General features: G+C 69.3%; 7 protein-coding genes. All 7 read right to left on the bottom strand.

Translation table 11 applies throughout. The annotated features are described in order from the left end of the window. Window positions 1–60 precede the first annotated feature (60 nt). Window positions 61–1,152 carry a hydrogenase expression protein HypE gene (locus tag ACGFNI_RS26575; RefSeq protein WP_393687166.1) on the bottom strand — a complete coding sequence of 364 codons (1,092 nt, stop codon included), beginning with the start codon at window positions 1,150–1,152 and terminating at the stop codon, window positions 61–63. 157 nt (window positions 1,153–1,309) lie between these two features. Then, window positions 1,310–3,013, bottom strand: a complete 1,704-nt coding sequence (locus ACGFNI_RS26570) for a hydrogenase maturation protein (protein WP_393687165.1) — start codon at window positions 3,011–3,013, stop codon at window positions 1,310–1,312. Window positions 3,014–3,314: 301 nt separating this feature from the next. Next, on the bottom strand, window positions 3,315–3,911 hold the full coding sequence (locus ACGFNI_RS26565; protein ID WP_393687242.1) for a transposase: 597 nt from the start codon (window positions 3,909–3,911) through the stop codon (window positions 3,315–3,317). Between the two features lie 173 nt (window positions 3,912–4,084). Continuing rightward, a complete protein-coding gene (locus ACGFNI_RS26560) occupies window positions 4,085–4,669 on the bottom strand; it encodes a DinB family protein (RefSeq protein WP_393687164.1) in 585 nt (194 codons plus the stop codon). A gap of 453 nt (window positions 4,670–5,122) precedes the next feature. Then, complete coding sequence (locus ACGFNI_RS26555; RefSeq protein ID WP_393687163.1) at window positions 5,123–7,405, bottom strand: pentapeptide repeat-containing protein; 2,283 nt, start codon at window positions 7,403–7,405, stop codon at window positions 5,123–5,125. A 10-nt stretch (window positions 7,406–7,415) separates the two neighbouring features. Further along, window positions 7,416–9,086, bottom strand: coding sequence for a hypothetical protein (locus ACGFNI_RS26550; RefSeq protein ID WP_393687162.1), 1,671 nt, complete (start codon window positions 9,084–9,086; stop codon window positions 7,416–7,418). Window positions 9,087–9,106: 20 nt separating this feature from the next. Then, window positions 9,107–12,943, bottom strand: a complete 3,837-nt coding sequence (locus ACGFNI_RS26545; protein ID WP_393687161.1) for a hypothetical protein — start codon at window positions 12,941–12,943, stop codon at window positions 9,107–9,109. Window positions 12,944–13,307: the final 364 nt, after the last annotated feature.

The raw sequence follows: 13,307 nt of genomic DNA, 5'->3' as shown, positions 1-13,307 counted from the left end.
CGGTGCCCTTCGCCTTCGTCGAGCGGGGATGTCAGCCGGGTCGGGGGTGTCGGCGGGGCGTCACCAGGGTGCGCGGTAGCCGGTGGTGAGTTCGGTGCCGGTGTGGCGCCAGCGCGGCTCCTTGTCCACCGTCTTGACGGTGATCTCGCGCAGCCTGCGGATGACGCGGCCGTAGATGCCGCTGGCCGTGCTGGAGACCTTGCCGCCGGGCGGTTCGTCCATGAACGGCATGAACTTGTCGGGGAAGCCGGGCATGGTGCAGGCGATGCAGATGCCACCGACGTTGGGACAGCCGCCGATGCCGTCCATCCAGCCGCGCTTGGTGACGTTGCACTTCACCACCGGCCCCCAACACCCCAGCTTCACCAGGCACTTGGGCGAGTCGTAGGTGGTGGCGAACTCCCCCTGCTCGTAGTAGCCGCCGCGGTCGCAGCCCTCGTGGACGGTGGCACCGAACAGCCAGGTCGGGCGCAGCTTGTCGTCCAGCGGGATCATCGGGGCCGAGCCTGCGGCCTGGTAGAGGAGGTACGTCAGGGTCTCGGCGAAGTTGTCCGGCTGGATGGGGCAGCCCGGTACGCACACGATCGGGATGCCGGCGCCGGACTTCCAGTCCCAGCCGAGGTAGTCGGGTACGCCCATCGCGCCGGTGGGGTTGCCCTCCATGGCGTGGATGCCGCCGTAGGTGGCGCAGGTGCCGATGGCGACGACCGCGAGGGCCTTGGGGGCGAGGCGGTCGATCCATTCACTGGTGGTGATCGGCTGGCCGGTCTCGGGGTCGTCGCCGAAGCCGCACCAGTAGCCCTCGGGCTTGATCGACTCGTTGGGGATGGATCCCTCGACGACCAGCACGAACGGCTCGATCTCGCCGCGCTCCGCCTTGAAGAACCATTCGATGAAGGTGTCCGCGCCCTGGACCGGCCCGCATTCGAAGTCGATCAGCGGCCAGTGCACGGCGATCTTGGGCAGTCCGGGCAGCGCCTGGAGGGCGATCTGTTCGATGCTGGGCTGGGTGGCGGCGGTCAGCGACACGGAGTCGCCGTCGCAGCTCAGGCCGGCGTTGATCCAGAGGATGTGGATCGGGGCTTCCTCATCCGCACCGGCAGCGGGCTCAGCGGCGGTGGGGCCGTGCAGAGTCGAAGATGCTGCATCCATGCGGATGCCTCCTCTGGTTCCGGATCCGGAAAATCCACATCAGGCACATAACGCCCCTTGGTGTCCGTCCTAGCAGCTGACACGCCGCGGGGTGCCGTCGGAGGGGACCAGTCCAGTGACGGTCCAGCGGCGTCCGGGTGGGGGGCCGGGCAACCGCTCAGCGACCACGGTCGGACCGCAGGTGCATCGGGGTGGCGCGCGGCGGTTCCTTGTGCACGAACGCTCCGCGCAGCGCGTGGTACGGCGCGGCCGGGTCGAAGAATGTGCGGCGCATGCGGGCCAGCTCCGCCGCGCGGTGGGCGGCGAGCGGACGGAGCGCGTTCTGCCGCTCCAGCGCGGCCTTCTTTCCGGCGATGCGGCGCTGCACGTCCGGCCCCTCGGCCGTCCTGGCGGCCAGATGGGCGACCTCGGCGGGGAATTCCCCGGGGCGGCACTCCAGCAGCCGGTCGACGAGCCCCAGACCGGCCGCCGCGCGGGCACTGAGGGGCAGGGCCTGCTCGGTCAGCCGCCGGGCAGTGTCTTCACCGACCCGTCGGGGCAGCGTGTAGGTCCAGTACTCGGAGCCGTACAGGCCCATGAGGCGGTAGTGCGGGTTGAGTACGGCGCCTCGGCGGCACCACACCTCGTCGGCGGCCAACGCGAGCATCGCGCCGCCGGCCGCCGCGTTGCCGCCCAGCGCCGCGACCACGAGCCGGTCGGTGGTGGTCAGCACCGCCTCGACCAGATCATCCATGGCGCCGATGTTGGCCCAGGACTCGGCAGCCGGGTCAGCTGCGGCCTCGATGACGTTCAGCTGGATCCCGTTGCTGAAGAAGTCCCGCTCGCCGCCCAGCACCAGGACGGAGGTCGGCCGGGTGCAGGCCACCCGATAGGCGGCGAGCAGGCGGCGGCACTGCCCGGTGTCCATCGCGCCTCCGGGGAAGGAGAACGACAGGAAACCCGCCGGGCCCACCTCGTGGTAGCGGATGTCACTCCAGGCGGGCCGCTCTCCGTCCTGGTGGACAGGCGCGGGGACCTCGGGGAGCCGCGGCAGCCGGTCGCCCAGCGCGAGAGTGGCGGGCAGGCCGAAGGGGGCGGGGCCGCCCGGCACACGGCACGGGCGCAGTTGGGGGATCCAGACCGCGCCGTCCACCGTCGCCCGGCACACGGCACCCGCCCGGGTGGCCAGCAGCCGTCCGGGACGGCCGGACAGCCGGCTCTCGGCATGTCCGCCGCACAGGAACCAGGTGGAGCCCAGCAGTTCGTCGCGTACCCCCGGCCGGGAGTCGGCGGCGCGCAGCTTGCGCAGCACCGTCGCGGTCGGGTCGCGCTCCCAGTCGATGCGGCGGGTGGCCTGGGTCATCGGCGGCCTGGTCCGTACGGCGCCGCGGAGCGCGGGGTCGGTTTGCCGCCGCGGGACGAAGGTGCCGGAGGCGAACCGTTCCACGGCGATGAGTACGGCTTCGAGCGCGGCGTCGGCGATCTCGTTGCGGTACAGGTCGCTCTTGCCGACGGGCGGCACGTCGCAGGGCACGGACGCCCAGACGGGTCCGGCGTCCATCTCGGCCTCGGCCTGCAGCACGGTCACGCCCCAGCGGCTCGCACCCTCGTGGATGGCCCAGTCGAGCGAGGACGGGCCGCGGTCACCGGCTGGTCCGGGGTGGACGATCAGGCAGGTGTGCGTGGACCAGATGTCGTACGGAACGGGGGACTTGAGCATCGGAGCGATGATCAGATCCGGCCGGTACCGCTGCACCGCCGCACGCAACGAGGCGTCTCCCAGGGCGAGTTGAACCGCTACATGGTGTCCGTGGTCACCCAGTTCAGCGAAGACGCGTTGGGTCAAACTGTTGAACGCGCCGGCCAGCAGCAGGATCTGCATGTCGTCTCCCGGCCGCCGGGTCGGGAATCTCCGCTGCGGCCAGAGGTGAGCATGCCGACCGCACGCCCCGATCCGGAGCGGCCGGGCCGCGGGGTCGCCCGATTGCCACTCCGGGTAGCGGCCGGTCAGGTCCGCGCGTGCACGTCCGACACCCCCATACAGCCCGCCCCATGGCCGTCGTTCCGCAGCGGGTGTGAGCATCATGCTCCAACGCCGGGTGGGGTGATCGTCCGCATCCCGGAGACGGTATCCCCGTCAGGCATCGGGACCGGGCGGCCATGGTGGCTGGGGAGCTGGGACGTCAGCCGTAAGAAACCACGGCCACCGGATCCGGGCAGCGGTACAACTCCGCGTGGGTGACGTGGCCGATACGGAAGGGTGCGGTCGTCGAAGTGCGGGTGCTGTGGCCGATGGCGGCGAGGTCGGCGTCGACCCCAACGTCCAGCAGAGCCTCTCTCAGGGGGCGAGGGCCATCGGAGCTGGGCTCCGGCACGGGCACATCCCGAGCCTGGCAATCCGGTCGGGGGCCGGAGTTGTAGCAGGTCAGGGTGGCGGCCAGGCCGAGGAAGGCCAGGAAGGGTGAGCCCTTTCGTTCGTATCGGACGGTGAGACGGAGGTGGCCGAGGAGCCAGGCGATCGACCGTTCGATCTTCCAGCGGTGCCGACCGAGGCGTTCGCCGGACTCGATGCCGGGCCGCGCGTTGGGCGCGACGAGCCCGCGCTCGCGCAGCCGGGCCCGATGTTCGGCGGAGAAGTACGCCTTGTCCGCGTGGAGTTCGACGGGTCGGCGCCGCTGTGGTCCCCGGCGGGACCGGACGGCGGGTATGCCGCGGATAAGCGGTTTGAGGGCGCGGCTGTCGTGCATGTTCGCGCCGGATACGGCGACGGCGAGCGGGATGCCTGGGCATGGGACAGCACGTGCAGCTTGCTGCCTTTCTTGCCACGAGCAGCGAACGACGGCAGCAACGGGGCGGCCAGCTCCCGGAGTTCACCAGGAACCAGACGCTTCGATAGGTCAGCGCCCACGACCGGCGGCATGCCGCACGGACATCACGTCACGTGAGACGCCCTCTAAGCCTTGATTGGTGCGGCCGACCTGGCGGCCTGCTCGATCTTCGCGCAGTGGGCTGCACGGGCTTCCCCGTCGATCTGCTGCTCGTGTTCGGCGCGCACCCCGGTCCGGCCGTCGAGGCCCTCGCGCAGGATATCGGCGTGCCCGGTATGCCGGATGGATTCGCCGAGGACATGGACCATGATGGCGAACAGGTTCGTGTTGGGATAAGGCTCCGGCCACCACGGCACGTGGCCGGGGGCGTCGAGGGGAAGCTCGTTGATCGTCGCGTCCGAGTGTTCCCACGTGCGCCGGTAGAACCCGATGATCTGATCGCGGGTCTCGTCCTCGGTCGCCCACAGATCGCTGCCGTTGGCGTCCTGCCACCGAGGCAGCGGTTCCGGGGAAGGGCGGTCGAAGACCTCGCCGAAGTACCTGGCCTCGACGGTGGCCACGTGTTTGACCAGGCCGAGGAGGTTGGTACCGGTCACTGTCAAAGGCCGGCGGGCGTCGTATTCGGACAAGCCGTCGAGTTTCCAGAGCAGCGCCTCGCGGTCCCGCCGCAGTCTCCCGTGCAGGTTGTCTTTCGCGAATTCATCGATCATGCGGCATGAGCCTGCCATGGGCTGCTCGTGGTCTCAAGATCCCGTACGTGGTCCGCAACGACTGACAGAGCCAGGGCCTGGCCGCCGCCCTGACCTGCTACAAGAAGCTCGCGAAACTTGCCACGTGAGACACCCTCTAATACACACCGCCACTCACGGAAACAAGAGGACGGGGAGAAAGCGTCCGCGACCGGAAATCCCATCGGAGCCTGGAACGTGAGGTTCCAGAGAAAGCAGCGCCGAATGGGAAGCAAGTGCACGATGCGTTGCACTGCAGAGTTCACATGCAACGTTCCGCCGACCGCTACGGGGGCACGCCGTCGGCGTCCGGATAGACCACGGCCTCGACGCGATGACCGAACTCCCCTCCGAGCGAACCGAGTTCATGCGACTCGTCCGGTGCGGCAAGCGGCGTTGCCAACACCCCGCACGCCACGCCCTCAGGCGGATAGGTCAGGCCGGTGGGGTGAGGAATTCCTCCCAGGTGAGGAGGCCGGCTGTCACCTGGGAGCGGGGGTAGCCGCTGGGGCCGATGGAGTTGGCGTCGAGTGCCGTGTCCAGGGCTGTCGTTGCGGCGAAGGCCACGTCCGGCTGGTGGGGTCGGTCCCTCAGCCGGACCAGGACGCAGCCGTAGACGGGCAGGCCCGTGGTCTCGGTGAAGACGCGCATGGTCGGGTAGGCGGCGGCGCGGGGGTGGACGGGCACGGTGCCTGCGCTGATCTCCCAGTAGTTCTCGGCGCTGATGGGGGCGTCGGCGGCCAGGGTGTAGTTCTGCCCCTTGAAGGCCGCGATGAGCTCGGGGCCGGCGGTGGGGGCGTTGAGGTACTGGACGTCGGCGGCGGGCAGTTTGAAGAGGAAGTGCGCGGTGCTGTCGTCGAAGACGCGCAGTTCGGTGCGGAGGAGCGTGACGCGGTAGGTGCGGGGCGCGGCGGTGTTGGGGTCCTTGGAGTTGTCCAGGAGGCGGGCTTGGACGCTCTGGATCTTGGCGCCGTCGCCGAGCGGCTGACCGGCCCCGGTGAACGCGTCGGCCAGGGCATGGAGATCCCCGGATTCCAGGGATGGCCGGGCGGTGGTGGGGAGCGTGAAGAGCGGGACACCGCGGCTCGTCGCCACTGCGGCGTCGACGAGCAGGGCCGAGCGCAGCGTGGTGTCGCCGAAGTCGGCCCCGTGCAGCAGGGCCCCGGCGAGGGAGAAGGGCCGCTGGTCGTCTCCCGGTGTGGCATGGCAGCCGGACAGCTGGGCCTGGATCAGGACGCAGTCGCTGAGGTCCGTACCGGAGAGGTACGACTGGGTCAGCCGGATGCCCTGGAGGTAGCCGCCCGCGAGTACGGCCCCGTCGAAGTCGACGTGGTCGGCCGTGGCGCCGGTGCCGTACCACTGGATGCCGCGCAAATCGGCTCCGGCGAGGTTGGCCGCGGTGGCCCGGGTGCCCTCGCAGACCGCGCCGCGCAGCACGGCAGGCCGTACCTGGTCGGTGAAGACGTCGATGCCGGAGCCGCCGGCGTGGGTCTGCAGCGTGTAGCGCTCGATGCGCCAGCGGGTGCCCTTGAGTACGGATACCACCTCGTCCTCCGGAGAGAGGGTGATGCCGTGCTTGGCGAAGGCGGTGACCACGTCGTCGGGGGCGTACTTGGCGGCGTCGAGCTGTTGCGGGGTGACCGAGTCCAGGGTGAACAGGTATGCCTTGCCGCCGAGTTGGGCGTTGGACAGGTCCGCACCCGACAGGTCGGCATGCGCGAGGTTCGCTCCCGGGCCGTTGACGTTGCACAGGGTGGCCTTGCGCAGGTCGGCGCCGACGGCGACGACTCCGCTCAGGACGGCATTGTCGAGGACGGATCCGGTGAGCCGGGCAGCTGCGAGGAGCGTTCCCGAGAGCTGGGCGCGGGACAGGTCGCAGGAGGACAGGGTCGCCGCACGGAGGTCGGCGCCGGAGAGGTTGGCGCCGGTGCAGTCGAGGAGGTGCTGACTGCCAGGCCCGGTGCCGAGGGTCGCGCCGCGGGCGTGACTCTGCGCGAGCACGATGCGGGAGGCGCTGCGCAGCGTGGTCCATGACACCGCTTCGAGCCGGGCACCGGTCAGGTCGGCGTCGTCCAGGAGCGTGTTGTCGCAGCGGGTGCCGGTCAGGGTGGTGCCGGTGAGGGTGGCGTGGCTCAGGGTGGCGGACGAGAGATCGGCGCCGGTCAGATCGCTGGAAGTGAGGTCCGCTGTGCCGAGGTTGATGCCGGCGAGGTCGGCGCCGGCCAGGATCAGCTGCCGCAGATCGGCTCCGGTGGCGGATTTCGTGCGGCGGATCTCTTCCAGGCCCGGGGTCACGGTCTGCGGTGCGAAGACGCCCGGGGCGTCGTCGGTCGTGGTGAGGAGCGGGGCGAGCTTGTCCGTGCTGTAGGTGATCGCTTTGGGGCCGCCGGGGGTTCGGATCTTCCACGTCGTGCCGGTGGCAGGACCTGACAGTTCGAAGGCGTCGGCTGCGGCGGCGTCCTCGGTGAGCGCCAGCCAGCCGGTGTCCGGGGCCAGCCGGATCCACAGCCGGCTCGCGAGCTGGATCCGCGTTCCGCCGTCGGCCCCCTGATAGAGGGTCACCCGCTCGTCCGGCGTGACGTCCGTCGCTGCCATGCCGGGCATCGGGATCTTCTTCCCACCGCTGCCACGGACCTCGAACGTGGTCAGGTAAACGGTGTCGGATCCTCCGGTGGAGGCGAAGAGCAGCTTGCCCGCGAACTGTCCAGGTCCTGTCATGGCGTGCTCCCTACGCGTTCTTGTACTGCACGTTGGCCAGGACGGACACGTAGTGCTCCTGGATGCTCAACTCCGCCTGCTCGAACAGGAACGTGAAGTCCTGCACGATCGGCAGCGCGACGCCGGTCTTGCCGAGGTCCTCCAGGACCTGGTCGTAGTGCGGCTCACCGACGATCGGCCACACCATGCCGCCGAAGTCCAACTTGTCGAAGTGCGGGACGTCGGATGACTTGAGCGTGGCCAGGAACTTCACCTTGTGGAAGCCGTACTGCATCGTCTGGGCATTTCCGGAGGCGCCGAGCTTGAGATCCCGGAGGATGTCGGTGCGGAGCAGATCGAAGACGATCTTCGGCTTTTCGTCGTCGTCCTCGATGGTGAGGGTGAATTCGAGGTTCTGGGTGACGACCATGCCCATGATGTCGGTGGCCTTTTTGATGGCCGCGAAGTACTGGTCGGGAATCTTGCAATCGCTCAGATCCGCTGTGAGGTCGCTTTCCGCTGTGTAGGCATTGCCGTCCAGGTGTTTGACCACCTTGGTGTACACGTCGGACGGCAGCTGATCCTTGAGGAGATTCTCGGTTTCCGCGGTGAATTCGTAGACCTGGGCGAAGGTGTAGTTCTGCGGGATTTCCTGGTTCGGCAGTGCCAGCGGGGTGATTCGGGCGGTCATACTGCAGCCCTTGTACGGCTTGAAGGCCGGCACCAGCGTGAGGTAGGTGTCCACCTTCAGGCTGTCGGGGTCCGGTACGTCCTTCGGCGTGAGCGTGGCGTCGAGCTTCCCCGCCTTCCAGTAGGCCCAGTGCAGTGCGCTCACCGTGTAGTCGGAGACGTAGACCTCCAGGTGGTGGTCGTCCGCGGGCGGCGTCGGCACCGGCAGGGCCGCGGGCCGCGGGCCGGGGTACGCGGTTCCCTGGTAGGTCACTTCGCCGGTGACGCCGACGGTGATGCCGTTGTCGCCGGGGAAGGCGAGTTTGGAGTCGCCGACGGCGAAGCCGAAGGTGATGTCCTCGGTGAGCTTTCCACTGGCGGGGATGGACGCGATCATCGGGTTGATCGCGTTTTCGACCGGCTTCCCGAAATCGACGGTGCCGATGGCCTTCACGGCGTCCGTGTTGAGATGTTCGCTGTGCCAGAAATCCTGCTCGTGCTGAATGACGCTGTCGCCCGGCGGCGGGCCGGAGGTGTCCGATGGGGTCGCGGACGAACTCTGGTACTTGATGTCGTAGGAATTGTGCCCTGAGTCATAGGAGAAGCTCACGGTCACGGTCGTATCGAGCTTGCCGATGCTGGGCTTGTAGTCGAAGGAGTCCGGGCCCTCCGGTTTGTGGTCGTGCCCAGTCCTGGGGGTGAACGTGTCCTTGGTCCACGTTTCCTTCCAGGTGTAGGGGACCGAGAAATTATTGGCGTCGTAGGTGAGGGTGAACGTCCCGTCCGACTGCTGCTTGACGTCCTTGTACACGGGCTCGAAGCCCTGCAGCTTGCCGTCGGTCAGATTCACGTCCAGCTTTTCGCAGGTGATGATGGTGCTGCCGGTGTCCTCGATCGTGAAGTCCGCGATATCCGGGACATCGTGGTCCGGGAACTTCATTCCCTTGAGGTCGTTCGCCAGCACGTCCGTCACATAATGCCGGGTGAAGAAGTCGATGCCCTTCGGGCCGATGGCCACGGTGAGTGTCTGCATCTGCGGTACTCCGTATCTCGTCAGGCGGGGATGGTGTAGACCTGCAGGCCGTCGCCACTGCGGTAGAGGTGGTAGATCGTGGCGCCGTCCTGGACCTGCCATGCACCGCCGGGGACGGTCACGGTGACGGCGGCGGCGTTGGTGAGCGTGATGTCGTGCCCGGCGAAGTCCGCCCTGACGGCCGAGATGTTCTGGCTGTCGTAGTGCGGCTGTGCGGTGAGCGGGAGCGTGAAGAGCGGCGGTGTGGGGGTCCAGTGGGCGAAGGACGGGCCGTTGCGGGTCTCGGCAAGCGGCGCGTAGCCCAGGGCGTACAGATTCCGCCAGACATCCACGGCGATCTTCGCTGCGACGATGTTCTGAGGGGTCTTGGTGACGGTGGTGTCGGGCGTGCGCACGAGGAATCGTCCGTCGGGACCGTAGACGTCCAGCAGGTAATCCTCCGGCCGGGAGCCGGCTCCGGAGTAGGACAGCACGTAGAGGTACCCCTGGGACTCGACAGCCATGTCGAGGAAGGTGACGGAGTCGCCGGCGGTCACGCCGTCGCCCCGCAAGGGGAAGGATGAGGTGCACGCGTACACCTCCGTCCGGGTCGCGTCGGCCGGGTCCGGGACGAGCTTCCAGGCGTTGCCGCGGTCATCGTCCAGCACGAGCCACTGTGCGCCTGCGCGTTGGACGCGGATCGTGGTGGCGGTCGGACGGTGATGGACACCGAGCCCGTGCGCACCGCTGCGCACCTGCCAGGCCATGCCGCGCGGGTCCGAGAGGAGCCAGGAGTGCCCGGCCTCGACCACCGTGATCTGCGTACTCTTCGCAGGGTCGGTCATGTGGTCCGGGTCGTAGGCCGGCACGACGCCGTTCGCGGCGAGCGTGTCGATCAGCGGGTCCTTCTCGGGCTGGAACCGGGCCGAGTCCAACTGTCCGGCGAAACCCGGGTCGAGGGGGAAGAGCAGGGTGGCGTTCGCCTCCTGCAATGCCGTGTGCAGTGCCTCGGGAACGCGGCCGGCGTCGAGACCGTCGGCGAGTTGTGCCGTGGGAACCCGGCACACGGCTGCCCCGGTGGTGAAGGACGGCACCGGGTTGCCCTTGGTGTCGAACGCCTGGATCCGGTTGTTCAGTGACTCCAGCACCAGGATGCGGCCGTCCGGTGCGACGGCGAGTGCCTTGGGGCCCTTGAGCAGCCCCTCGCGGATGCCTTGCCCGGAGACGAGCAGCGCCTCGGGGGCCTTGTCGTCGGTGGACGGCTGTGCCGGGAGGGACAGCAGCATCAGCTTGTGATGCTGCCAGGAGCAGGCGACCAAGGCGTTGCTGGGATGGACGGCCAGCGCGTCCACGTTCTCCAGAGGGAATCGGCCCCAGCTCGGGAGATCCTTCTGGTCGAATCCGAAGTCCCGCACTCCGTCGTCGAGTTGCACCTGGCGCAGATGCATGCCGCCGTCGCGCGGGTCCAGAACGAAGTTCGTCTCGTCGATGGCCCCGGCATTGGGGGACGGCGCGTACGCGATGGCAGGACGGGCGGTGAAACCCACCGCGGTGGTCTTCCGCCGCGAGTCGGGGTCGGCCAGTACGGAGATGTTCTGCACCGCCCACAGCTGTTCGTCGGAGACCGGAGCGTCCGGGCGGTCCGGGTGCAGTTCCTGTCCCGAGGCGCGCCAGGCGTAACCCGCCTGGAAGGCGCTGTTGTTGAGCGTCACGTCGGCGATGTCGCACAGGCCGGACGCCCCCTGGCAGTCGAGGCCGGCCTTGGTGGCGCGCGGCGGAGTGCCATCGGCCCGCCAGACCGGCTTGCCGCCGGGCAGCGCGAGTTGCTCCTTGTAGACGTACTGGGTGTCGGGCGCGAGCGGTACCAGGTTCTCGGTGATCGGGTGGTCGCCGAGGTCGAGCACGTCGTCCGCGGTGGGCTTCGAGGCGGTCCAGTCGCTCTGCCAGGATCCGGCCAGCCAGCCGTTGGCGCTGTAGACACCGGCGACGATCCGCAGGTCGCCGCCCGCCGGCACGTCCGCGAACCGGAGCTTGAGCGGATCACTGCTGGTCACCTGCGGCAGCTCGCCGGTGAGCTGCCTGCTGGCGCCGCCCCGGTACTGCAGCGTCACGGCGTACCGGGTCGCCACCGCCGGCCACACGGCCGTCTCGGGGTGGCCGGCCTCGCCGTGCCGCGGATCGGGGTGCAGGGTGAGGGACACGTCCAGCGACCGGCTGGCCTTGACGGTGACGCAGGCAGGGGACGACAGCACCTCGCCCGTCGTGATGGCGATCTGTTCGAAGTCCATGCCGGCGGCCACCAGCTTCAGCGCCCAGCCGACCGGCCCGAAAGCGTTCGCCAGCGCGCCCTCGCCGACCTGCTCGACCAGCCACTCGCCCAGCTTCTCCAGTCCCTTTTGCACCACGATGCCGAGGATGAAGTCGGCCGCAGCGGTAAGGAACTTGGAGGACCGGGTGAGCGCGGTGCCCACGGCGACCGTTCCCCCGGCGAGCGGGATGCCGACGCCGAGTGCGGCGGCGACGAGGTCACGGTCGTTGACGATGCGGTTGAAGAGCTTGGTGCTGGTCAACGCCTTGCCGGCGGCCAGGCAGACCAGTGGAACGCCGTACTCCCACAGCGCCGTGAGCAGGGCACCCTCGGTGCTGACGGCCCCGTTCCAGTCCGAGGTGCCCAGGCTGCCGAAGTACAGCTTCACCGAGGCGGCCTTCCCCAGCGCGAACGACACCTTCGCCGGATCCGGGGGCACGGGGATGCCGATGATGGTGTCCACCGCCGAGACCGAGCCCCACTTGGCGACCGGGCCGAGCGATGTCCCCGACTCGTCGAAGAGCTCGTACCCCAGGTAGAGGGTGCGCAGATAGGAGTTGGACGCGTCGATGCTGAAGGTGCCGCTGCCGTCCACGCCGGGGGTGCCCACGTTCACGCCGTGGTGGGAAGTGGGCTCGTCGACGGTCCAGCGGTAGGCGGGAGTCCGGGGCGCGAAGGTGCCGGCGGCCGGCTGCCCGTCGGAGACGAGCACGGACGTGCCGGGGCGGCTGCGCCAGGTCTTTCCCCGCAGCAGCTCGTCGTCGGAAGACGTGCGCCGCGCCCCCGCGATCACCGGACGGCTCTTGTCCAGGACCTGGTCGTGCAGGTCGTAGGTGTACAGCTGGTCGCCGGCCCGGATGCCGTCCACCGAGTACCCGGCGGACAGCGGGGTGCCTGCGGCGCTCCGGCAGGGTACCCGGCGCGACCAGTCCTGGCCCAGGTCGCGGATGGTGCCCGCGAGTTCGGACATCGCGTTGAACTGGTCGGGGTCGATCTCCTCGGGAGGATCGATGTGGTCGTCCCGCAGCACCTGCGCCGTGTACGGCTCGGTGTTCGCCAGTTCGGGGTGGTGGGCGATGAGGCTGACGGCCGTGTCGTGGTCCGTGACCAGCGTCTCGGCCTGGACGCGCAGTTCGAGCGCGGCATCGCCCGCGCAGTCGCCGACGCCGAGCCGGGCCAGCTTGCCGCTGCGCGCGATCTCCCGGCCGTCGCGGTCCCGGCGGGCGAGCAGGGCGGCACGCACCTGCCGCGGCGCGAGGTACTGCGCGATCATGACCACCTCGGGCAGGTGCACACCCGCCGGTGCCGGCCGCAGGACCCGGATCCACCGCACGGCACCGGTGTCGAGGTCCGCGTCGTCGACCTCGGCGTAGTGCGTGAACACGGCGGCCGGCGCCGCCTGTTGATCCGTCGCTGCCGTCCGCAGCGCCGCGAGTACGGCGTGCTCCCGTCGCGCCGTGGTCAGGGTCTCCTCGGTGTGCGGGCGTAGGGCGTACGCCGATCCGTGCACGTCCGCCTGTAAGCCGCCGGCGGCCTGGGCGTGGCGAAGGTCGAAGTGGAAAACGGTCAAAGGGGATGCTCCTGGCCTCGTGGATGTGCAGCCGCCGCCGGTGGGAGGAGGGGCGCTGGGACCGTCCCTGCCCGGCCCGGCGGCGGCAGATCTCGGAGGTTAGGGAGGGCGGCGGACGGGCCGCAGCTCCGTGATCCGGCCATGGGGCACTTATCCGCCACAGCAGTCGCCACGGCCATGCCTACCGTGGGTATCGGCTGCCGCGTCAGGGGAGAGCCGTCCGTTCGTCTCGTACCTGCTTTCGACGCCGGCAGGCGGTGGGGGCTGCAGAAACGTCGCAGGCGATGGCGGTTCGGCCAGGCCAGGTCACGAGGAGCGGCCGGATCACTGCCGTCGGTGCTTCCGTGACGGTGCGAGCACTCGC

Source organism: Streptomyces sp. NPDC048644, from assembly GCF_043199105.1.
Lineage (GTDB): Bacteria > Actinomycetota > Actinomycetes > Streptomycetales > Streptomycetaceae > Streptomyces.
The sequence above is the reverse complement of the archived record's forward strand: the minus strand, read 5'-3'. Positions and strand labels throughout refer to the sequence as shown.

What these genes read in the sequence shown, in the direction of transcription:
- ACGFNI_RS26575 (WP_393687166.1), bottom strand. Translation starts at nt 1,152, where the DNA reads ATGGATGCAGCATCTTCGACTCTGCACGGCCCCACCGCCGCTGAGCCC.
- ACGFNI_RS26550 (WP_393687162.1), bottom strand. Translation starts at nt 9,086, where the DNA reads ATGCAGACACTCACCGTGGCCATCGGCCCGAAGGGCATCGACTTCTTC.
- ACGFNI_RS26560 (WP_393687164.1), bottom strand. Translation starts at nt 4,669, where the DNA reads ATGATCGATGAATTCGCGAAAGACAACCTGCACGGGAGACTGCGGCGG.
- ACGFNI_RS26555 (WP_393687163.1), bottom strand. Translation starts at nt 7,405, where the DNA reads ATGACAGGACCTGGACAGTTCGCGGGCAAGCTGCTCTTCGCCTCCACC.
- ACGFNI_RS26570 (WP_393687165.1), bottom strand. Translation starts at nt 3,013, where the DNA reads ATGCAGATCCTGCTGCTGGCCGGCGCGTTCAACAGTTTGACCCAACGC.